18 protein-coding genes are annotated in these 20,759 nt (G+C 64.9%); 11 read left to right on the top strand and 7 right to left on the bottom strand.

Going from position 1 to position 20,759, the window contains the following annotated elements:
- The first annotated feature begins 75 nt into the window (after nt 1-75).
- Nucleotides 76-615 carry a 16S rRNA (guanine(966)-N(2))-methyltransferase RsmD gene (gene rsmD, locus P1X14_RS04200; RefSeq protein ID WP_277314064.1) on the top strand — a complete coding sequence of 180 codons (540 nt, stop codon included), beginning with the start codon at nt 76-78 and terminating at the stop codon, nt 613-615.
- Between the two features lie 114 nt (nt 616-729).
- Here rsmD and P1X14_RS04205 read toward each other — a convergent pair whose 3' ends face one another.
- Complete coding sequence (locus P1X14_RS04205; protein WP_277314065.1) at nt 730-2,007, bottom strand: MFS transporter; 1,278 nt, start codon at nt 2,005-2,007, stop codon at nt 730-732.
- Nucleotides 2,008-2,143: 136 nt separating this feature from the next.
- Here P1X14_RS04205 and P1X14_RS04210 point away from each other — a divergent pair, with 136 nt between their 5' ends.
- The gene (locus P1X14_RS04210) at nt 2,144-2,311 is read left to right on the top strand and encodes a hypothetical protein (protein ID WP_277314066.1); all 168 of its coding nucleotides are present in this window, start codon (nt 2,144-2,146) and stop codon (nt 2,309-2,311) included.
- 118 nt (nt 2,312-2,429) lie between these two features.
- Here the strand turns inward: P1X14_RS04210 and P1X14_RS04215 are convergent, their stop codons facing one another.
- Together P1X14_RS04215 and P1X14_RS04220 are read right to left on the bottom strand one after the other, a co-directional pair.
- Nucleotides 2,430-3,047, bottom strand: a complete 618-nt coding sequence (locus P1X14_RS04215) for a hypothetical protein (protein WP_277314067.1) — start codon at nt 3,045-3,047, stop codon at nt 2,430-2,432.
- Nucleotides 3,048-3,184: 137 nt separating this feature from the next.
- A complete protein-coding gene (locus P1X14_RS04220; RefSeq protein WP_277314068.1) occupies nt 3,185-4,825 on the bottom strand; it encodes an inorganic phosphate transporter in 1,641 nt (546 codons plus the stop codon).
- A gap of 135 nt (nt 4,826-4,960) precedes the next feature.
- On the opposite strand from P1X14_RS04220, the gene P1X14_RS04225 reads away from it, so the two are divergent.
- From P1X14_RS04225 to P1X14_RS04235, 3 genes are all read left to right on the top strand, one after another.
- Nucleotides 4,961-7,279 (top strand): UvrD-helicase domain-containing protein, encoded by a 2,319-nt coding sequence (locus tag P1X14_RS04225; protein WP_277314069.1) that lies wholly within the window; start codon nt 4,961-4,963, stop codon nt 7,277-7,279.
- 35 nt (nt 7,280-7,314) lie between these two features.
- Nucleotides 7,315-8,316, top strand: coding sequence for a DUF2806 domain-containing protein (locus P1X14_RS04230; RefSeq protein WP_277314070.1), 1,002 nt, complete (start codon nt 7,315-7,317; stop codon nt 8,314-8,316).
- A 330-nt stretch (nt 8,317-8,646) separates the two neighbouring features.
- Complete coding sequence (locus P1X14_RS04235) at nt 8,647-9,486, top strand: hypothetical protein (protein WP_277314071.1); 840 nt, start codon at nt 8,647-8,649, stop codon at nt 9,484-9,486.
- A gap of 21 nt (nt 9,487-9,507) precedes the next feature.
- Here the strand turns inward: P1X14_RS04235 and P1X14_RS04240 are convergent, their stop codons facing one another.
- Entirely contained in the window at nt 9,508-10,176 is a 669-nt protein-coding gene (locus tag P1X14_RS04240) for a hypothetical protein (RefSeq protein ID WP_277314072.1), read from the bottom strand.
- A gap of 113 nt (nt 10,177-10,289) precedes the next feature.
- Here P1X14_RS04240 and P1X14_RS04245 point away from each other — a divergent pair, with 113 nt between their 5' ends.
- Complete coding sequence (locus tag P1X14_RS04245; RefSeq protein ID WP_277314073.1) at nt 10,290-10,676, top strand: hypothetical protein; 387 nt, start codon at nt 10,290-10,292, stop codon at nt 10,674-10,676.
- 19 nt (nt 10,677-10,695) lie between these two features.
- Here P1X14_RS04245 and P1X14_RS04250 read toward each other — a convergent pair whose 3' ends face one another.
- Entirely contained in the window at nt 10,696-12,891 is a 2,196-nt protein-coding gene (locus P1X14_RS04250) for an EAL domain-containing protein (RefSeq protein ID WP_277314074.1), read from the bottom strand.
- 209 nt (nt 12,892-13,100) lie between these two features.
- On the opposite strand from P1X14_RS04250, the gene P1X14_RS04255 reads away from it, so the two are divergent.
- Both P1X14_RS04255 and P1X14_RS04260 read left to right on the top strand, forming a co-directional pair.
- Entirely contained in the window at nt 13,101-13,673 is a 573-nt protein-coding gene (locus tag P1X14_RS04255; RefSeq protein ID WP_277314075.1) for a glycine zipper 2TM domain-containing protein, read from the top strand.
- A gap of 87 nt (nt 13,674-13,760) precedes the next feature.
- Nucleotides 13,761-14,075, top strand: coding sequence for a hypothetical protein (locus P1X14_RS04260; RefSeq protein WP_277314076.1), 315 nt, complete (start codon nt 13,761-13,763; stop codon nt 14,073-14,075).
- A 331-nt stretch (nt 14,076-14,406) separates the two neighbouring features.
- On the opposite strand, the gene P1X14_RS04265 is transcribed toward P1X14_RS04260, so the two are convergent.
- Complete coding sequence (locus P1X14_RS04265; RefSeq protein WP_277314077.1) at nt 14,407-14,766, bottom strand: hypothetical protein; 360 nt, start codon at nt 14,764-14,766, stop codon at nt 14,407-14,409.
- A gap of 251 nt (nt 14,767-15,017) precedes the next feature.
- On the opposite strand from P1X14_RS04265, the gene P1X14_RS04270 reads away from it, so the two are divergent.
- The gene (locus P1X14_RS04270) at nt 15,018-16,412 is read left to right on the top strand and encodes an MFS transporter (RefSeq protein ID WP_277314078.1); all 1,395 of its coding nucleotides are present in this window, start codon (nt 15,018-15,020) and stop codon (nt 16,410-16,412) included.
- 184 nt (nt 16,413-16,596) lie between these two features.
- Here P1X14_RS04270 and P1X14_RS04275 read toward each other — a convergent pair whose 3' ends face one another.
- Nucleotides 16,597-18,330 carry a DUF885 domain-containing protein gene (locus tag P1X14_RS04275; RefSeq protein ID WP_277314079.1) on the bottom strand — a complete coding sequence of 578 codons (1,734 nt, stop codon included), beginning with the start codon at nt 18,328-18,330 and terminating at the stop codon, nt 16,597-16,599.
- Between the two features lie 123 nt (nt 18,331-18,453).
- On the opposite strand from P1X14_RS04275, the gene P1X14_RS04280 reads away from it, so the two are divergent.
- Nucleotides 18,454-19,779, top strand: coding sequence for an MFS transporter (locus P1X14_RS04280; RefSeq protein WP_277314080.1), 1,326 nt, complete (start codon nt 18,454-18,456; stop codon nt 19,777-19,779).
- On the top strand, nt 19,776-20,696 hold the full coding sequence (cysK, locus tag P1X14_RS04285) for a cysteine synthase A (protein WP_277314081.1): 921 nt from the start codon (nt 19,776-19,778) through the stop codon (nt 20,694-20,696). The genes P1X14_RS04280 and cysK overlap by 4 nt, the downstream gene beginning before the upstream one ends.
- The last annotated feature ends 63 nt before the right edge of the window (nt 20,697-20,759 follow it).

Genomic DNA, 20,759 nt, shown 5'->3' on the forward strand with positions numbered 1-20,759 from the left:
CCGTCCCCCGCGCGGCCCCTCCGGTGGCCGCGGCAAGCCCTCGGGCAAGCCGCGCACCCCGCGGACCCGCAAGTAATGCGCATCATCGCCGGCACATGGCGCGGCCGTCCGCTCGTCGCGCCGAAGGGGGATGCCACCCGCCCCACTGCCGACCGCACCCGCGAAGCGCTGTTCTCGATGCTGGTCAGCCGCGTTGGCAGCTTCGAGGATCTGGCCGTCGCCGATCTCTTCGCGGGCAGCGGTGCGCTCGGCCTCGAGGCGCTGTCGCGCGGCGCGGCCACCTGCCTGTTCGTCGAGCAGGACAAGGCCGCACTCGAAGCGCTGAAGACCAATGTCGCCAAGCTCGGTGCAAAGGCCGATATCCGCGCTACCTCGGTCATGGCCCTCGGCCCCGCACCGAAACCGCTCGACCTGATCCTGATGGACCCGCCCTACGGCACCGGTGCCGGATCAGTCGCGCTCGACAAGCTCGCCCGCCTCGGCTGGACCGGCCCGGCGACATGGGTCAGCATCGAGACGCAGAAGGACGAGGAAGTCGAGATCGCCGGCTTCGAGATCGACGCCACCCGCGTCTACGGCAAGGCCCGCCTGACCCTGCTGCGCACCACCCAATAGCCGTCACCCCGGCCGAAGTGCCGGGGTCCACCGGGAGACGAGGGCGAAGCAAGAGGCTCATGGGTCAGCCCGCGAGGCTGAGTGGACCCCGGCACTTCGGCCGGGGTGACGGAATCAGTCCACCACCCGCTTCGGCAGAAACGCCAGCCCGATGGTGCTCAAAATCCCGGCCGCGGCCAGATAATAGCCGACCAGTCCGATCCCGCCCTGCTTCACCAAAGTCTCGGCGATCAGCGGGGTCAGCCCGCCGCCGATGATTCCGGCCAGATTGAACGTCACCGACACGCCGGTATAGCGCACCCGCGCCGGGAACAGGCTGGGCAGCCAGCCGCCGAGCGGGCCATAGACCAGCCCCATCACGAACAGCGCCAGCGCCAGCCATGCGAACACGCTCCACAGCGTCCCGCCGATCATCAGCGCGCTCATCAGCAGACCCGCCGCCATCGTCGCGACAAAGCCCCAGCGCAGCACGCCGCTGCCCCCGGCTTTGCTCTTGTCCGCCCAGGTGCAGGCGACGACGATGCCCAGCGCCATGAACAGGATCGCGACCAGCTCGACGGCCAAGAACGTCTCGCGGTCATAGCCCAGCGTCTTCGTGCCATATCCGATGATGAACACCGTCGAGATGTAGAACATCGCGAAACAGGCCACCGCGCCTACTGTGCCCGCCAGTGTCGGGCGCAGGTGATCGCGCAGCAGCTCGCCGATCGGCACCCGCGGCGGCGGCGCCTTTTGCTGGGCCTCGACGAAGTCCGGCGTCTCGGTGATCTTCAGCCGCACCCACAGGCCCACACCCACCAGCACGGCGCTCGCCAGGAACGGGATGCGCCAGCCCCAGTCGCGGAACTGGTCGTCGGTGAGGATCATGCCCAGGATCAGGAAAAAGCCATTGGCGGCGATGAAGCCCACCGGCGCGCCCATCGGCGGGAAGCTGCCATAGCGGTAATACCAGCCCTTCGGCGCATTCTCGACCGCGAGCAGGCTCGCCCCGCCCCATTCGCCGCCAAGGCCAAAGCCCTGCCCGAACCGCATGATCGACAGCAGGATCGGCGCAGTGATCCCGATCATCGCATAGGTCGGCAGGAAGGCGATCAGCACGGTCGAGACGCCCATCAGCATCAGCGACGCGACGAGGGTCGACTTGCGCCCCATCCGGTCGCCGAAATGGCCGAACACGATCCCGCCCAGCGGCCGCGCGAAAAAGGCGATGCTGAAGCTGGCATAGGACAGCAACGTCGCCACGCCCGGATCCTCAGCCGGGAAGAACAGCGCCGGAAACACCAAAGCCGCCGCGGTCGCATAGATGTAGAAGTCGTAGAATTCGACCGCGGTGCCGACCAGGCTCGCGGACAGGATGCGCCGATGCGACGCGGGCACGGTTTCTGCGGTCAATTCGCCTCTCCCATGCTGCGCGTCGTCGCGATTGCAGGGGTCGGGGTCAAGCCTCGTTCATCTGCGCGACAGCCAAGCGAACCTATCCGTCATGCACCCGGCCGAACAGGCCTGCATCGACGCAAGGGAGGCGGGAATGCACTACGACACGAGGAAAAGACTGGCCGTCGGCGTGCTGTTCGCAATCGCCGCCGGTGCACTGGTGTGGTTCTCGAACCCGGTCGACCGGATCAAGGCCGATGTCCGCGCCGACACCAACGGCTTCGTGCTCAGCCTGGAATATACCTCGCGCCTTCTGGGTTAACTCTCCGCCGTGCTCCGGCGAAGGCCGGAGCGTTGGAGAGATTGGGAACAGATCGCCACGGCTCCGGCCTTCGCCGGAGCACAGCTACTTTGTCACAACCGGATAAGACGGGTCGGCGTCACGGCCCGCAGGTCCAAAACCCCTCGATCACCCGCTTCGCGCCATCCGCGCGATCATAGGTCAGCGTCGCCGGAACCGCCGGCGACTCCCCGCCGCCAACCACCTTCGCACCCGTCGGTGCAATGCGGACGGTCTTGCCCTTGCCCGCAAAGGTCGCCCCGCGAACCATCGCATTGAACCCGCCCGGCGCGCTCACCGCCTCGACATAATCGCCGACCTTCACCACGCCGAAGGACGGATCCTTGGTCCCGGCATTGCCCTTCGCCAACAGCAGCGGGGACACCCCCGTCGAAGTCGCAAAGCTGCACGCCAGTTCGCCGTCCAGCTTCGCACCCTCGATATCCACAGCAGTCAGCGTCGAAAGCACGATCGCCGATCCATCCCCACCTTCCGTCTCGCTCGAAACATTCCCGGCGGGCGCGCCATTGTCGGGCAGCGGCACCGTGCCCGTAGCCTCGCCGATATTCACCTCGGTGATCACCGGCACATCCTCGGCGCCGTTGGTGACATTGCCCTGCGGCGAGCAGGCGGCGACCAGCGCCACAGCGGCAAGGCCGCACAGGGTCCGGACCAATACCGGCAGACGGGCCGGCTTCCGATCATGGTTCGCGATCATCGCGCAAACACGATCCACACCAACCTCGGGTTCCACGGCGCACGCCCGGCCGCGCCGGAAAAGCGGCCACCGGACGCCACAAAAGGAAAGGCCGGGCGTGAACCCGGCCTTCCCGAAACTTGCGAATGCTTGGGCGATCAGTGCGCGCCGCTCGCCTGAACCGCCGTCAGCAGCAGCCAGTAGAGACCGCCCGAAAGCGCCATCGCCACCGGCAGCGTCAGCAGCCATGCCGCAGCCAGTTGCATCAGCGTCCTCGCCTGAAGCCCCGCGCCATTGGCGACCGAAGCACCGGCCACGCCCGAGGACAGGATATGCGTCGTCGAAACCGGCAGGCCCAGACGGTCCGCCGACAGGATCGTCGCCGCGGCCACGATCTCGGCCGACGCGCCCATGCCATAGGTCATGTGGCTCTTGCCGATCTTCTCGCCCACGGTGATCACGATCCGCTTCCAGCCGATCATGGTGCCAAGGCCCAGCGCGATCGCCACCACGATCTTCACCCACAGCGGAATGAAGCGCGTGCCGGCTTCCAGCTTCGACTGGAACCCCTTCACCGCAGCCTTGTCGCTATCGGTGAAGTCCGACGGCGGCTTCTTGTCGACCAGCCTCAGGCTGTCGAGCACCAGATACATGTCGTTGCGGACGTTCGAGGTCGCTTCGGCCGGCACCGCGCTCAGCGAGCCATAGCCCTGCACCCGCGCGGTCAGGTCACGCGACAGCGACTCGAGCGCGGCAAAGGTCTGCGGCGCTTCGATCTTGCGGTTCTGCAGCGCGCTGGTCAGCGAGGCGCGGGCCTGATCCACCGGAATGTCGATCGTACCGCTGCGCGCGTCGAACACGGCGGTCGCGGTATTTGCGCTCTGGACGAAGGCCGGGGTCTCGCTGGCGGGCAGCGTGCGGTTCAGCGCATAGGCGGTGGGCGCGCAGCCGATCAGGATCAGCATGATCAGACCCATGCCCTTCTGGCCGTCGTTCGATCCATGGCTGAACGACACGGCGGTACAGGTCAGGATCAGCAGCGCGCGGATGCCCTTGGGCGGCGGCGTATTGCCTTCCGGCGCCTTGTACAGCTTGGGATTGCGCACCAGCATCTTGAGCACGAAGAACAGCAGCACCGCGGCGAAGAAGCCGATCAGCGGCGCCATCCACAGGCCCGTCAGCACCTTCTGCGCCTGGCTCCAGTCCACGCCAGCCGTGCCGCCGCGCGAACCGGCCTGGATCAGCTGGTTGGCAAAGCCCACGCCCAGCACCGATCCGATCAGCGTGTGGCTCGAGCTGTTGGGCAGGCCGACATACCAGGTGGCGAGGTTCCACAGCACGGCCGCCAGCAGCAGCGCGAAGATCATCGCGAAGCCAGCGGCGCTGCCCACGTTGAGGATCAGGTCCACCGGCAACAGCGTGATGATCGAGTAAGCGACTGCGCCGCTGGCGAACATCACGCCCAGAAAGTTGAAGAAGCCCGACCAAACGACCGCGAAATGCGCCGGCATCGAATTTGTGTAGATCACCGTCGCAACGGCGTTCGCGGTATCGTGAAACCCGTTCACGAACTCGAATCCCAGCGCGATCAGCAGCGCCACCGCCAGGAATGCGAACACGCCCAGCGCGAGATGCTCCCCGGCCATCGCCGTGTCGGTCATCACGCTCCATCCCGCAAAAAGCAAACCGCCGATCAGAAGACCGGCGAAGAGCAGCTTTGCGAGGGGGTGGGTTTCGTAATCGAATCGAGGGGCCGTGGGCGTTTCAGCCTGTGGGGCCTGGTCAAGTGCGAGCGCCATGATGCGCCGCCTCTGGCTGGGACGTGTGACAGTGTGATGACATATCGATGACAATATGAGGATCGTTACGCGCCCGCCTCCATGGCCACTCCTCGGCGCTTGCCACCCCGGCGCGCGTTCCCTAACTGTTCGCCGATGTCCGCCCCCGTCGATACCCAGGATCCGCCCTATCTCCGCGGGCTCAACGCGCCGCAGCGCGAAGCCGTGCTCACCACCGAAGGCCCGGTCCTCGTCCTCGCCGGCGCCGGCACGGGCAAGACCGCCGCGCTCACCGCGCGCCTCGCCCATCTGCTATGGACGCGGAAGGCCTATCCCAGCGAAATCCTCTCGGTCACCTTCACCAATCGCGCCGCGCGCGAGATGAAGGAGCGCGTCCACCGCCTCGTCGGCGATGCGGTCGAGGGCATGCCCTGGCTCGGCACCTTCCACGCGATCGGCGCGAAGATGCTCCGCCGCCATGCCGAGCTGGTCGGGCTCCAGTCGAACTTCACCATCCTCGATACCGACGATCAGCTCCGCCTGCTGAAACAGCTCATCACCGCCGAGGAACTGGACGAGAAGCGCTGGCCCGCCCGCCAGCTCGCGGGGCTCATCGACAGCTGGAAGAACAAGGGCCTCACGCCCGATATGCTCGATGCCGGCGAGAGCGAGCAATATGCCAATGGCCGCGGCAAAAGCCTCTACGCCGCCTATCAGGATCGCCTCCGCACCCTCAACGCCTGCGATTTCGGCGACCTGCTGCTCCACATGCTCGTCATCCTGCGCAAGCATCGCGACGTGCTGGAGCAATATCAACAGCGCTTCCGCTACATCATGGTCGACGAGTATCAGGACACCAACAGCGTCCAGTATCTCTGGCTCCGCCTCCTCGCGCAGGAGCGCAAGAACATCTGCTGCGTCGGCGACGACGACCAGTCGATCTACTCCTGGCGCGGCGCGCAGGTGGAAAATATCCTGAAGTTCGAAAAGGACTTCCCCGGCGCGAAGGTGATCCGGCTCGAGCAGAATTACCGCTCCACGCCGCACATCCTTGCCGCCGCATCGGGCGTGATCGCCAACAATGGCAGCCGCCTCGGCAAGACGCTGTGGACCGAGCATTCGGAAGGCGAGAAGGTCAAGGTCCTCGGCGTGTGGGACGGGCCCGAGGAAGCCCGCCGCGTCGGCGAGGAGATCGAAGGCGCGCAACGCGGCGGCCTCTCCCTCGACGCCATGGCGATCCTCGTCCGCGCCCAGCACCAGACCCGCGAGTTCGAAGACCGCTTCATCGCGATCGGCCTGCCCTATCGCATCGTCGGCGGCTTCCGCTTCTACGAACGCGCCGAAATCCGCGACGCCCTCGCCTATCTGCGCACCGTCGCCCAGCCGGCGGACGACCTCGCCTTCGAACGCATCGTCAACACGCCCAAACGCGGCCTCGGCGACAAGGCGCTGGCGAAAGTCCATATGCTCGCCCGTGCCGAACAGCTTCCGCTGACCGTCGCCGCCGCGCGCATCCTCGATACCGACGAACTGACGCCACAGGCCCGCCGCAGCCTCGGCAACCTTGTCGGCGACATCGCCCGCTGGCGCGCGATGGGCGACACCCTGCCCCATCCCGAACTGGCCCGCATCATCCTCGACGAGAGCGGCTATACCGCGATGTGGCAGGCCGATCGCACCGCCGAAGCCGCCGGGCGCCTCGAAAACCTCAACGAACTCGTCCGCGCGATGGAGGAATACGAGTCCCTCACCGCCTTCCTCGAGCATGTCAGCCTCGTGATGGACAACGAAGCCCAGGCCGATGAGCCCAAGGTCACCATCATGACCATCCACGCGGCCAAGGGTCTGGAATTCGACACCGTCTTCCTCGCCGGCTGGGAGGAAGGCATCTTCCCCTCGCAGCGCTCGCTCGACGAAGGCGGCCTCGCCAGCCTCGAGGAGGAACGCCGCCTCGCCTATGTCGCGATCACCCGCGCCCGCCGCCTCGCGACGATCCTCCACGCCGCCAATCGCCGCATCTATGGCCAGTGGACCAGCAGCATCCCCAGCCGCTTCGTCGCCGAGCTTCCGGCCGAGCACCACACCAGCGAATCCACCATGACCGGCGGCGCCTCGCTATGGCAGGCCAACTGGAGCGACCGCAGCGATCCCTTCGCCGACGTCGCGAGAGGCACCGGCCGCGGCCCCGGCTGGCAACGCGCCGCGGGCACCACCAGCGCCTACGACCCCAAGCAACCCGGCGGCAGCTTCACCAGCCGAACCTTCACCCGCGAAGCCCCCCGCGTCCTCGAAAGCCGCGCCTCCGCGGTAAGTTTCGGCGCCAAACCCCGCGACGACCTGTCCCTGGGCATGCGCGTGTTCCACCAGAAGTTCGGCTACGGCGCGATCGTGGAGATCGAGGGGAACAAGCTGGAGATCGACTTCGAGACTGCGGGACGGAAGCGGGTGATGGATTCGTTTGTTACGGTGGGGTAGCGTTGACCAAGTCTTGAATACGAGTGAGCCAGTCTATGTCAGATCCCGATAGCTCTGTTCCAGCTGTTGCAACTGGCGCATCGACATGGATTGTTGGTATTCCAAAGGCTCTCATACCTTCGAGCCTCAAGGCGGTTGATCGTCTGATCGGTGCAGCTGTTGATTATCCAGTAGCGCTAATCGAGCAAAAAACGGCACAAATTAAGACGAAGACAGCTGCATTAGCGCTCGTCGAGTCTTCGATTGCATCGGTTGCTGCGAGCGAAGCATCTGGTGATTCCGACATCGTTCGACGGGCAGTAGAGACGCTAGTCCGCAAAGAATACAGAAGGCAAGACAACCGAGAGGCTGTGGTTTCTGAATCGATCCTTCTTCTAAAGGAATCCATATCAGAAAATACAGCATCAAATATTACTCCAGAAGAGCTTGATGACGATTGGTTGAATATTTTCGAGCGATATATCGAGGACGCATCTACAGATAGAATGAGGAGTGTCTGGAGTAGAGTTTTATCCGGGGAAATCCGCAAACCTGGTCGATTTTCGGTTAGAACACTCCGATTTCTATCGGAGTTTTCTCAAGCAGACGCAATATTGTTCGAAAGCATTGCAAGCTTTTTTATGAATGATTTTATGCCGAAATCTCTATCCAAATATAATGAAGATATCACTCCGCTATTACATTTGGAAGCCGCCGGCCTTATAAACATTGGTTCCGGATCAGGACTTGAACAAAGGTGGAATTTTTCTCCTAACGGCTTCATATTCCTTCAGGAAGGAGAATTAGTATTATCACTGAAAGGCGATCCTGGATTGCAGATATCTTGTCAGATTTACGCCCTCACACCTTTAGGTTGCGAACTTATTCATCTTCTTCCCAATAGGGATACGAAGGAAGTTATGCGTAGCGTTGGCAGAGCACTCCGTTCGCAAAAGATCGCTTCCGCCCATATTTGCGTGGTGGATAACGACGATCGGGTCGTTCCAATCGAGATGCTTTGGGATGATACCGCCGGGGACACAATCGAGAATTCCTAGATCAATGAATTCCGATATAGTCACCAACTTGCGAGCCCACCGAAACGGCGAAGATATGGCAACCTATCGACCCGGTTCTGCTCGACGCGCTCAACAGAAAGATGCAGATACAGACCGAATTCGCAAGGCATTTCATTCGCCATATGCGTTATGATGCCGATATTGGGCGTCTAGACTGACGCATCCGCACCGGTGGCTGAGATCGTGCAAGAATCTCACATTCATCCGGGCATTCCTAAAGCGAGTTAACCCCGCACAAAAATTGTTGCGCAATGCCACCCCGGCTAGACAAGCGGTCTACCGGGGTGGGACCAAAACGGGAGACACATGATGGCGAAGTACACCGCTTTCACGATTCCGGCCGCAGCGCTGTTCGCGACGCTGGCCACACCCGCAATGGCCCAGTCCTCCCAGACCCCACCCGAACTCGCCGATCTGGTCGGCGCGCGCGCTGCCGGGGGCGAAACCCAGATGCAGTCGCGCGGTTACACCAACACTGGCTCCTCGCGCACCGATGGTACTTCCTGGACCTTCTGGTGGAACGGCCGCACCTGCGTCAGCATCGCCACCCGCGACGGCCGCTATGCCAGCATCAATCGCGTACCCGACGCCAATTGCTCGCAACAGGGCGGTCCGCGCCCGCCGTCCGACAACCGCCCGCCCCAGGGCGGTCGTCCCGACTACGGCCCACCCCCGGGCGGCGGCCGCCCCGATTACGGCCCCGGCCCCGGCGGCGGCTATGGCGACAATGGCGACAATTCGCTCACCCTGATCTGCTTCGGCGGCGGCACCAAGGTCACGACCGACTATCGCTCCGGCTATCGCTACAATTACGACAGCCACAAGTTCGAACCCTATTCGGAAACCGGGCTCGGTCGTCAGGGCTATCAATCGGATATCCAGATCGAGATCTGGCATGGCCGCGGCCGCATCCATCTGGGCGGCAACATGGTCCCGGCGATCCGCTCGGGCGGCGACAATGGCTGGTGGGATCTGACCGATCTCGTAATCGGGCCCGACCGCATCACCGGACGCTATCGCCTCAACGGTCTCAACCGTCCGACGGTGACGATCGACCGCCGCAGCGGTGCGATCACGATCCGTGGCCCCCAGCCCTTCAACGGCCGTTGCGAGGCCGGCAACTGGCGCGGTGGCGGCGGCCAGTTCTGATGCTGAACGCGGCGTCGTTGCTCAACTGAGCAGCGGCGCCACCAGCAGGATCGCAACCACGCATTCGATCATGCCGACCGAAGCGATCCAGAAGCCGCGCCAGATCGAAACATGCAGCTTGCGCGAGAACCAGCGGGCCTGAAACCCGCCATACCAGAGAAAGGCCACCGCGATCAGCGACAGGCCCGCGCCATGCGTCCAAGACCAGCCAAGCTGGCTCACCAGCCCGCCAAAGCCGACCAGCAGCGCGAACGGCCCGGCCAGATAGCATTGCGCATAGAAGGGCCGCCGCAGCGTCTCGCGGCTCACCCCGCCCTTCATCTTGCGCACCAGCCGCAGCGCCATGATCATCGGGAAGATGCTGAAGATCAGCAACCGCAGCAGCAACAGGCTGGTATCGTCGCTCACCAGCGCCGCCAGCCCGTGCTTGTCCGCGATCAGCGTGCTCTGCCCGACCAGTGCCAGCTCGACCGCATGGCCCAGCAACAGCGTCAGCAGCAGGAACAGCGGCGGGCTCAGCGTGTCGTCATATTGCTTGTCTTCCTCCGCGCGCAGCTCGCGGCTGGCATAGTCCATCATCTTCCACGGATGCCGGATCGTCCGCCAGAAGGTGATCGGATAGAAGACGAGCCAGCCCATGATCTCGAACAGCAGATCGTCGAGCGACTTGAGCAGGTTCATGAAGTTCATGGCCGGAACTCAGCACAGGCGGCGGTCCGCCTCAAGCCACGGCCCTTACCAAGTATTCCTCCGGATCCCCCGCTTAACGCCCGGCAAGCCGCTATGCGTGCATCGGTCATGCGATGTTCGCGCTCCTCCGCCCCCTCCCCCTGCCGCTCGCCGGCATGCTCGCGCTCAGCCCCGCGCTGGCGCAGCAGGCCCCGCATTTCGCGGACGAGCGCAAGGAAGGCGGTTTCGATCCCGCCGCCCGCTATCGCGAAGGCCCGAAATACACGCTGCGCATCCTTGCCCCCGCCGATCGCGTCTATCGCGGCCGCGACGGCAGCTATTATTGCCGCCGCCCCGATGGCACCGCCGGGCTGCTCACCGGTGCGATCGACGGCTATATGCTGGGCGATGCGATCAAGGCCGGTCATTCGCGCACCGTCGGCACGCTGGTCGCCGATTATGTCGCGAAGATCGAAGGCCAGGCCTATGACCGGCTGAACCACGAGATACGCTGCCGCTGACGCCGGTCGACGGCAGGCCTCAGACGTAGGTCCCGTCGATCGCCGCCTTCCATTCGGTCAGCGTATGGAACGCCGGCAGGGTCAGCTGCCCGTCGCCATTCTTGGCGACCAGATTGCTGTTCGGGTTGGTCGGGTCACCGGTCAGTCCGGCCGCGGCCAGCAGATGCGGCGAGACGCGGTGCCGGGTGCACAGCCCGCCGCTGCCATCGTCCACCAGATGCTGCTCGAATTCCACGCCCTGCTGGCTGGTCATCGCGCGGCGCACGGTGGAAACGATCAGCTGGCCGTCGCCCAGATCGATCACGAACTGGGTACCCTCGGGCACGTCGACGATCCCGTCGATCAGCGCGCCCGATGCCGAGAAGTTGCGCAGCACCGCGGCGTAATAGTGATTGTCGTGGATCACACCCACCTTGCGGAAGGTCGCGTGGCGGCTGTGGCGCTGCTTGGCCGGGCCGCTCGGCTTGATCACCCACTGGCCTTCATGGATGTATGTCTTCAGCTCCTCGGCCGATACGGCGCGGCTGTAGAGGAAGCCCTGCACATGGCTGACGTGCAACGCCTGCATCGTCTCGAGCTGGTCGAAGCTCTCGATGCCTTCCGCGGTGGTCTCCATCCCCAGAGCATTGGCCAGCGCGACGATGGCGGCGATGATCGCCTGGTTGCGCGCGCCTTCCTCGGTGGTGCCGCGCACGAAGCTCTGGTCGATCTTGATCTTGTCGAACGGCGCCGTCTTCAGATAGCCGAGCGAGGAATAGCCGGTACCGAAATCGTCGAGCGCCAGCCGCACGCCCAGCCGCTTGAGTGCGGAGAAGCGCGCATCGGTCTCGAAACTGTCGCCCAGGAACACGCTCTCGGTGATCTCCAGCTCCAGCCGCTCGGGGGGCAGCCCCGAATTGGCCAGCGCGCTCATCACGATCTGCGGCAGTCCTTCATTGGCGAACTGGATCGGCGAGACGTTGACCGCCACGCGCAGATCGCCCGGCCAGCTCGCTGCATCCTTGCACGCCTGGCGCAGCGTCCATTCGCCCAGCGCCGGGATCAGGTTCGCTTCCTCGGCGATCGGGATGAACACCGCGGGCGAGATCCGGCCGCGCTTGGGGTGGTTCCAGCGCATCAGCGCCTCGAACCCGCTGACCTGGTTGGTCTTCGCGCTGACGACCGGCTGATAGTGGACCGCGATCTCGCCCTTGGCGAGCGCGTCCATCAGGTCATGCTCCAGCTCGCGCCGCTCGTTGGCGGCCTTCAGGAACTCGGTCGAGAAGAAACGGTACCCGCCGCGCCCGCCGGTCTTGGCCGCGTACAGCGCCAGATCGGCGTTGCGCATCACTTCCTCGGCAGTCGCGCCGTCGAACGGCGTCACCGCGATCCCGATCGACGCACTGACGATGCAACGGCTGCCGTTGATCGAATAGGGCTGCGACAGCCCCTCGATGATCGCCGTCGCCATCTCGCCCAGCGCGCCGCGATCGTGCGAGTCCTGCAACAGGATCTGGAACTCGTCGCCGCCGATCCGGCCCACCTTCTCGGCATCGCCGACGATCTTGGTCAGCCGGGTCGCGACCTGCTTGAGCAGCGCGTCGCCGACCGGATGGCCCATCGTGTCGTTGACCTGCTTGAACCGGTCCAGATTGACCAGCATCACCGCGCACGGCCGCACCTGCGCCCGCATCGCCGCAACGATGCCTTCCAGCAGGTTCGCCATGCGCACCCGGTTGGCCAGTCCCGTCAGCGGATCGAGCAGCGCCAGCCGCGAGCTGGCCAGTGCCGAGCGATGCTCGCTGGTCACATCGGTGCCATGGCCCAGATAGCCCGCGAAATTCCCCTTGGCGTCGGTCTGCGGCTCGCCCGACAGCGACCAACACCGCTCCTCGCCCTCGACCTCGATCAGCCCCAGCACATGCTCGAACCGCGACTGGCGGATCAGCTGGAACGGCAGGGTCCGCCGCCGGTCCGCGCCATCGGGCGAGCGGAACATCGACATCAGGTCCTGCCCCAGCAGTCCCGCCGGATCGCCAGTCAGCCTGGTGCTCGCCGCTTCGCTGGCATAGGTGATCTCGCCTTCGGCATTGGTCGACCAGAACCAGCCGAGCTCCATATCCTCGTAATTGCGCAGCAGCCGCGAATGCTGGTCGCGGACGGCGGCGTCGCGCGAAGCAGCCGTCGCCCAGGGCGCGCGGACGAGCGGGGAGGACCGGCGATTGACCGCTTCCACAGCACCGGGATCCTTGCCCGGAGAGGAGCCTCGACCCATTACTCTGCTCACACATCGTCCCGCGGTTCTTGCGGTGACATTCCCCGATACCGGAGCGAGCGTTTAGGTTTGGTGAAGCCGGATCATATTCCACCTATGTAACAACACGGAACGAAGCCTATGGCTCAACCGTATCGTTACCAGCGCCAGTCGCCAGAGAGAGGACCTTTATGAAGACCATTGCCCCCTTCGCAGCGCTCGCCGCGGCCTGCCTCACCGTCTCGGCGCCCGCCATGGCCCAGCGCGGCCCGGCTTACGGCACGCCGCAGCAGGAAGAATCCCGCTTCAACACCGCGCAGCAGCGCTTCGAGAACGAACTCGCCCTCTATCAGCAGGCGCTGGAGCGCTATCGCAACGCCCGCCGCGATCCGCGCTACAATGATCCGCGCGGCGGCTATAACCCGCCCCGCGGCGGTTATGACGATCGCTACGACCAGCGCGACGAAGGCGATTACGACGCCGCCCAATATTATCGCGAAGGCCCGCGCTATCAGGAGCGCGTCCTGACCGCCGACGAGCGCGTCTATCGCGGCCGCGACGGCCGTTATTATTGCAAGCGCAACGACGGCACGACCGGCCTGATCGTCGGCGCGGTGGCCGGCGGCGTGCTCGGCAACCTGATCGACGGCGGCCATTCGCGCACCGCGGGCACGCTGCTTGGTGCGGTGGTTGGCGCGGTCGCCGGCTCGGCGATCGAGCGTAACGCCAACAATCAGCAGAACCAGCAGATCCGCTGCCGCTGAGGGATCGGGGCGCCGCCATCGTGGCGGCGCCCCAAGCCTTGCCAGCCCTCCACCCGCACGCCACAGTCGCGTGAAACGGAGAGCGTCATGGCCAAGGTGATCCTGCAATACCGGCTCGTGCCCGGCGTCACGAAGGACGAGTTCGAAGCGTGGGTGCGGACGACCGATTATCCCACGATGCGCGGCATCTCGCGGGTCGCCTCCTTCGCCAATCACCGCGTGCGCGGCCTGCTGATCGGCGAGGGCGAACCGGAGATGGATTATATCGAGATCTTCGACATTCCGGATTTCGAAGGCTTCACCAGCGAGGACATGCCCGGCGCGGTGATCCAGGGGATTATGGGCGATTTCGCCAGCCGGGTGGAGAACCCGGTTTTCCTGATCGCCGACGAGATCGTTTGAGCCTCCCGGCACCGCTTGCAATGTAGGATTTCGGCTGCTGCAGTCAGCGCGCCGGATCACTATCCGGCCGCTCTTTGACAGGTTGTAGCACCCGCAAGAATTTCCCGCACAGGGTAATAGCCGACAGCAAATCGATGCGTGGCGCCGCGCGCCATGTCAGTGTGACTCTTGTGACTCTTGCGACCCCGAAAGGGTAAGGGGGTCGTTGCGCATGGATAGATCAGTGCTCCGGCGAAGGCCGGAGCGTTGGCAATCAACGGATCACCATACGACCACCGCTCCGGCCTTCGCCGGAGCACTGATACTTCGAAGCCATGAAATGGGTTGGCCGTCAGGCCGCGTCGGCGCTTTCCGGCTCGACCTTCATCATCGTCACGCCGGCATATTTCTCGGCCTCGGGCTCGAAGATCGGATTGATCTCGAACCCGCGCTCGACAAGCTTCACTTCGCTCAGGCCATCGGCCTTGAACGTGCCCAGCTTCACTTCGCGCGGCAGCATGCCCTCGAGCGAGACCGTCACCGCGTCCATGTAGAGCGAGTCCCGGCGCGTATAGAGGATATGCGGCGCCAGGATCATGCGCTTGCGGTTATAGGTCACGGACACGCAGCGGCGGCGCACCAGTGCCTCGAACAGAGTCATGGTGGGGTTCGCTGCCGCCTCAGGCGCGTCCGGCTCGCTCGTCGAATTCATGGCATTATCATAGGGATTATGCTGCATCGCAGCAAGATGCCTTGATGGTTACTCCGCAAAATAGTGGCGACTCGCCACCGATTGCGTCAGTGCCAGAAAATCAGCAGGAGGATGATGATCGGGATCGGAATCCCCAACAGCCAAAGCAGAATGCCCTTGCCCATCTCGATACTCCTAAAAACTTGATTTCGTTGGCGTAAGAACCCGCATCACCGCCCGCGGTTCCAACCCCGCCCATAAGGTTCGCATGCATGACCGATGGATTGCCCCAGCCCCGCCGCCTCGTCGCCATCGCGGCGATCTCGTTCGGCACGGCGCTGGTGGTGATCGACGGCGCGATCGCCACCGTCGCATTGCCGACTATCGCGCAGGACCTGAACGTCGACAGTTCGGCCGCAGTCGCAGTGGTGACCATCTATCAGCTGGTACTGGTGATGCTGCTCCTGCCCATGTCGGGCCTTGGCGACCGCATCGGGCTGAAACGGCTCTACCAGCTCGGCCAGATCGTCTTCACCATCGCCACCCTGCTCTGCTTCTTCGCCAAGAGCCTGCCCTTCCTGCTGCTCGTCCGCGCGGTGCAGGCCGCGGGCGCGGCGGCAGTGCTCAGCGTCTCGGTGGCGCTGCTCCGGCGCATCTATCCGCAGGCGCATCTGGGACGCGGCATGGGCGTCAATTCGGTCGTGGTGTCGAGCTTCACCGCGCTTGCGCCGACGCTTGGCGGCATCATCCTCGCCTTCGGGCCATGGCCCTGGGTATTCGCCTGCGCCCTGCCCTTCGCGGTGATCAGCCTTGCGTTGGGCCGTGCCCTGCCCGACCCGCCCGCCCGCGCCGAACCCTATGACGTGCTGGGCGCGGTGCTGTGCGCGGCGATGTTCGGCCTGTTCATCGGCGGCCTCGAAAGTGCCGTCCATGGAGACAGCCCCGTGGTCAGCGCAGCGATCGTGCTCGCCGGCATTTTCATCGGCGTGTTGTTCGTCCGGCGCGAGCGGCATGAGGCGGTGCCGATCCTGCCGGTCGACCTGATCGGCCGCCCGGTGATCGCGCTCTCGGTGATCGGCGCGTTCACCGCCTTCGTCGCCACCATGACGCTATTGCTGTCGCTGCCCTTCCGCCTCCAGCACGAGTTCGGCTTCTCGCCGACCGAAGTGGGCGCCGCGATCGCGCCATGGCCGCTGACCACATTGTTCGTCGCACCGATGGCCGGCTGGCTGTCGGATCGCTACCCGGCCGGGATCATGGGCGGGATCGGCATGTCACTGGCCATTGCCGGGCTGGTGTCGATGGCATTCCTGCCCGCCGATCCGGCCTGGATCGATCTGGCATGGCGCATGTCGCTGACCGGCGCAGGCTTCGGCATCTTCCTGTCGCCCAATGCCCGGCTGATCATCGGTTCGGTCCCGATCGAGCGCGCCGCAGCGGCCGGCGGACTGGTATCGACCACGCGCATGGTCGGCCAGACCATCGGCGCGACTCTGGTCGCCACCCTGCTCGCGCTCGGCATCGGCGACGGATCGACCCCGCCGCTGATCGGTGCCGGGCTCGCGCTGATCGCCGGCCTGTGCAGCATCGCGCGCCTCCGCCCCTCGATCCGCAATCCGGCGAAAGAGGAAACGGAGGATGCCCAGCCTGCACCACAGGTCCGCTAGGCGGTTGAAATGTAGGATTTCGCCTGCTTGGCTGCTCGGGCGAGGCATTGCTCCGCCGCTCTTTGACATTTTGTATCGGGTGCTGCCGCCAGGAGCGAGAAGTGCGGATCAGTGTGAAGTTAGTGTGAAGTTTCGCGGTCCCGGCACCTCAACCCGGCCCTGAGCCGGGTCGAGGGACCTGAACCTAGAACACCGCCTTGGGCGCGTCCTCGCCCATCATCGCGCGGCGCACCAGCGGGATCGGCGGGCCGCCATAACTCAGGAACTGGTCGTGGAACGCCTTCCACGCCTTCCGCCCGCCATGCTTGGCGGTCCAGTCCTCACGCAGCCGCCGGATCATCAGCTTGCCCAGCGTGTAGTTGAGATAGGCCGGATCATAGGTGCCGCGCGCCGCCTGTTGCCGGGCGTTGCCCGCATCCTGATAGCATTGCTCGCGGAACATCGTTTCCGACTGTTCCTGCGTCATGCCCCGCGCGTGCAGCCCGATCGCCGACAGGAACCGGCAGTTGCGCAGCAGCGCGTTGGAAAGCTGGCCGATATGCGTCGCGGCATCGCCGTCCCGCAGGCCCGCTTCCCACATCATCTCCTCGGTATAATGCGCCCAGCCCTCGGCATAGGCGTACCCGACGAACAACCGCCCGAAGAGCGACTTGGAGCGGTTCGCGTGCACGAACTGGAGGAAATGCCCCGGCATCACTTCGTGCACGGTGGTGAACAGCAGGTCGTCCTCACCCGGAATATAGGCGGCCTGTTCCTGCGGCGACCATTTCGGGTCGGGCGGCGAGATATAATAGATTGAGGGGATGCCCTTCTCGAACGGTCCCGGCGGATCGATGTACGCGGCGTTCTGCCGGTTATAGGGCGGGCTCTCCCGCACCAGCGCCTGCTCGGTGCCGGGGATGGTGACGAGATCGTGCTTCACCACAAAGTCACGCAGTTCGGGAATCTGCGCCGTCGCCGCCTTCACCGGGCCGCCCTCGGGCTTCTCCGAATTCATCTTGGCCATGCAGCCGGGAATGTCCGCACCCGGCGCATATTTGGCGCATTCGGCGATCAGCGCGTCGCGGTTGCGCTTCAGGTCCGCCTGGCCGACCGCTTCGAGCTGGTCGAGCGGCATGTCCACCGCCTCGGTCGCCTTCAGCATGCGCGAGAAACGATCCGCGCCAAGCACATAGTCCTGCGTCGCGGTCGCTTCGAGCGTCTTGAGCCAGGCATCCAGCTCGCGCATCGCCTTGCTGGCACCTTCGCCCGCTTCCTTCAGCGCCTTTTGCAGCGCCGGGTCCTTCACCGAAGCGAACGCCGCCACCGCATCGCCCGAATAATAGTCGGCAAAGCCGCCGAACGCTGCGCGGCCGAACTTGATGAAGCTGACCGGCATCGGCGCCTTCAGGTTCGCGCGAATATTCTTCGCGGCCGCCGGCACGCCCTGAAGGAACGCCGTCATCGCCCGGATCCGCACGTCCGCCCCGGCATATTCGCGCGACACATAGGTGTTCGGATCGAGCCCACCGCCGACATAGAAGCTCGGATTCTTGTGCGGCTGATCGGCATCCTCCAGCCAGAACAGCTGACCCTCGGCCACCTGCACCACATAGTCGCGCTCGAACGCATCGTCGCCGGTCAGCCCGGTAAACGCCTTGGCCTGCTTGATCGTGTCGCGCAGGAAATCGCCCTTGGCCTTCAGCCCGGCCGCGCTCCAGTCGGGCAGCTTGCCGTCGAAATCGTGTCGGCCCTGATAGACCGCGAAGGAGGGGTCGAGCACGAACCAGCGCTCGATCGTCGCGTCGCGGAACTTGCCCCAATCGGCCGCGGCGGCAGGCGTTTCGGCCGCCGCGCTGCTGTTGTTGCCTGCGCCGCCGCCACCGCTGCATCCGGCCAGCGCCAGCAGCGCGGCCCCTGCCAATAATCCGACTCGCATTGTCACTCTCCCGATATCGTGGGTGTGATGCTGGCACCGTACACGGGCCCGCGAAAGGCAAAGTTGGAGGCTTGGCACAAACGCTCGTTGCGGTTCCGTCATCGAAGCGCCTAGAGGCGGGGCATGGCAGCCGCCCATCCCTTCGCCATCCACAATTTCCGCGCCTATTGGATCGCCCGCTTCTCGGCCTCGCTGGCACAGCAGGCGATGGTCGTGATCATCGGCTGGCAGGTCTATGACATCGCCCGCGAGACGATGAGCATCAAGGCCGCTGCCGCCCAGCTCGCGCTGATCGGCGTGGCCCAGTTCCTGCCCCTGCTGTTCCTGTCGCTGTTCAGCGGCTGGGTTGCCGACCGGATCGACCGGCGCTGGATCGCCCGCGCATCGGTCGCGCTCGAGGCATTCTGCGCGCTCAGCCTCGCCTGGCTGACCTGGCATCAGACGGTCACCCTGCCGGCGATCTTCGCCATCGCCGCGCTGCTCGGCGTCGCGCGTGCCTTTGCCGGTCCGGCGCTCGGCGCGCTCGCCCCCAATCTGGTGCCCAAGGCGCTGCTGCCCACCGCGATCGCGATGAGCGCGCTCGCCTGGCAGACCGCCAGCGTGATCGGCCCGGCGCTGGGCGGCTATATGTACGCGGCCAGCGCATGGCTGCCCTATGCCGTTTCCGGAGGGCTGTTCCTGCTGTCGCTGCTGATGCTGCTGCTGATCAGCCGGATCGAGCGCACCGTCGTGGACAGCGAAGCCAGCCCCTGGCGGCAGATGATCGACGGGCTCCGCTATGTCCGTCACAACCGGCTCGTCTTCGGCGCGATCTCGCTCGATCTGTTCGCGGTGCTGCTCGGGGGCGCGACGGCGATGCTGCCGGTCTATGCCCGCGATATCCTTCAGGTCGGCGCCGATGGCCTCGGCCATCTTCGCGCCGCCCCCGCGCTCGGCGCCGTCGCGGTCGGGCTGCTCTTCTCGTTGCGCCCGCTCAAGACCGATGTGGGCCGCAAGATGCTGGTCGGCGTCGCCACCTTCGGCGCGGCGACCATCGTATTCGGCTTGTCGGCGCCACTGCTCGTCCCGATCCTCGGCCCCTCCGCGATCGGCAGCGACTTCGCACCGGCGGTGCTGCTGGCGCTCGCCGCACTGTTCGTGCTGGGCGCGGCGGACATGATCTCGGTCTATATCCGCCAGTCGCTGATCCAGCTCTACACGCCCGACGAGATGCGCGGCCGCGTCGGCGCCGTCTCGACGCTGTTCATTTCCGGGTCGAACGAACTGGGCGAGGCCGAATCCGGCTTCCTCGCCTGGGCCATCGGCCCGGTCGCCGCAGTCGTTGGCGGCGGCATCGGCGCGATCCTTGTCACATTGCTGTGGGCGAGGCTCTTCCCCGAACTGCGCCGGGCGCGTACATTCGATCCACCGGCCAATCTCGAAATACCCCCCAAGGAGATGACCACATGAAGGCGAACACGATCCTCGAGACGATCGGTAACACGCCCCATATCCGCGTTTCGAAGCTGTTTCCGGACGCCGAAGTCTGGATCAAGTCGGAGCGTTCGAACCCCGGCGGATCGATCAAGGACCGCATCGCGCTGGCGATGGTCGAAGCCGCGGAAGCCGATGGCAGCCTGAAGCCCGGCGGCACCATCGTCGAGCCGACCAGCGGCAATACCGGCGTCGGCCTGGCGATGGTCGCGGCAGTGAAGGGCTACAAGCTGATCCTCGTCATGCCCGAGAGCATGTCGCTGGAACGCCGCCGCCTGATGCTGGCCTATGGCGCGACCTTCGACCTGACCCCGCGTGAAAAGGGCATGAAGGGCGCGATCGAGCGGGCGATGGAGATCGTCGCATCGACCCCGGGCGCGTGGATGCCTCAGCAGTTCGAGAACCCGGCCAACATCGAAGTCCACACGCGGACCACCGCGCAGGAGATCCTGAGCGACTTCGCCGATTCGCCGATCGACGTCGTGATCACCGGAGTCGGCACCGGCGGACACATCACCGGCGTTGCCGAGACACTGAAAAAAACGTGGCCGAACGTAAAAGTTTTCGCGGTCGAGCCGGAATTGTCGCCTGTCATCTCCGGCGGGCAGCCCGGGCCGCACCCGATCCAGGGTATCGGCGCCGGTTTCGTGCCACGGAACCTGCATACCGACGCGATCGACGGTGTGATCAAGGTCGATGCTGCAGTTGCGAAGGATTTCGCACGCCGCGCGGCGCGTGAAGAAGGGCTGCTCGTCGGTATCTCTTCGGGTGCGACTCTTGCCGCGATTCAGCAGAAGCTTGCCGACCTGCCCGCCGAAACGCGGGTGCTAGGGTTCAATTATGATACAGGTGAGCGTTATTTGAGCGTTCCGGACTTCCTTCCGGAGAGCTGAACCGACTCGACATTAATTCCAGATTAACAGTATCGTACGCGAGTCGGGGATTCCGGGGGGAAC

The sequence above is a fragment of the Sphingomonas sp. AOB5 genome (assembly GCF_029433115.1).
GTDB lineage: Bacteria > Pseudomonadota > Alphaproteobacteria > Sphingomonadales > Sphingomonadaceae > Sphingomonas.

Excerpts from the sequence above, each read along its gene's own strand:
- rsmD (WP_277314064.1), top strand. The coding sequence starts at position 76 with ATGCGCATCATCGCCGGCACATGGCGCGGCCGTCCGCTCGTCGCGCCG.
- P1X14_RS04210 (WP_277314066.1), top strand. The coding sequence starts at position 2,144 with ATGCACTACGACACGAGGAAAAGACTGGCCGTCGGCGTGCTGTTCGCA.
- P1X14_RS04215 (WP_277314067.1), bottom strand. The coding sequence starts at position 3,047 with ATGATCGCGAACCATGATCGGAAGCCGGCCCGTCTGCCGGTATTGGTC.
- P1X14_RS04220 (WP_277314068.1), bottom strand. The coding sequence starts at position 4,825 with ATGGCGCTCGCACTTGACCAGGCCCCACAGGCTGAAACGCCCACGGCC.
- P1X14_RS04225 (WP_277314069.1), top strand. The coding sequence starts at position 4,961 with ATGTCCGCCCCCGTCGATACCCAGGATCCGCCCTATCTCCGCGGGCTC.
- P1X14_RS04230 (WP_277314070.1), top strand. The coding sequence starts at position 7,315 with ATGTCAGATCCCGATAGCTCTGTTCCAGCTGTTGCAACTGGCGCATCG.
- P1X14_RS04235 (WP_277314071.1), top strand. The coding sequence starts at position 8,647 with ATGGCGAAGTACACCGCTTTCACGATTCCGGCCGCAGCGCTGTTCGCG.
- P1X14_RS04240 (WP_277314072.1), bottom strand. The coding sequence starts at position 10,176 with ATGAACTTCATGAACCTGCTCAAGTCGCTCGACGATCTGCTGTTCGAG.
- P1X14_RS04245 (WP_277314073.1), top strand. The coding sequence starts at position 10,290 with ATGTTCGCGCTCCTCCGCCCCCTCCCCCTGCCGCTCGCCGGCATGCTC.
- P1X14_RS04255 (WP_277314075.1), top strand. The coding sequence starts at position 13,101 with ATGAAGACCATTGCCCCCTTCGCAGCGCTCGCCGCGGCCTGCCTCACC.
- P1X14_RS04260 (WP_277314076.1), top strand. The coding sequence starts at position 13,761 with ATGGCCAAGGTGATCCTGCAATACCGGCTCGTGCCCGGCGTCACGAAG.
- P1X14_RS04265 (WP_277314077.1), bottom strand. The coding sequence starts at position 14,766 with ATGAATTCGACGAGCGAGCCGGACGCGCCTGAGGCGGCAGCGAACCCC.
- P1X14_RS04270 (WP_277314078.1), top strand. The coding sequence starts at position 15,018 with ATGACCGATGGATTGCCCCAGCCCCGCCGCCTCGTCGCCATCGCGGCG.
- P1X14_RS04275 (WP_277314079.1), bottom strand. The coding sequence starts at position 18,330 with ATGCGAGTCGGATTATTGGCAGGGGCCGCGCTGCTGGCGCTGGCCGGA.
- P1X14_RS04280 (WP_277314080.1), top strand. The coding sequence starts at position 18,454 with ATGGCAGCCGCCCATCCCTTCGCCATCCACAATTTCCGCGCCTATTGG.
- cysK (WP_277314081.1), top strand. The coding sequence starts at position 19,776 with ATGAAGGCGAACACGATCCTCGAGACGATCGGTAACACGCCCCATATC.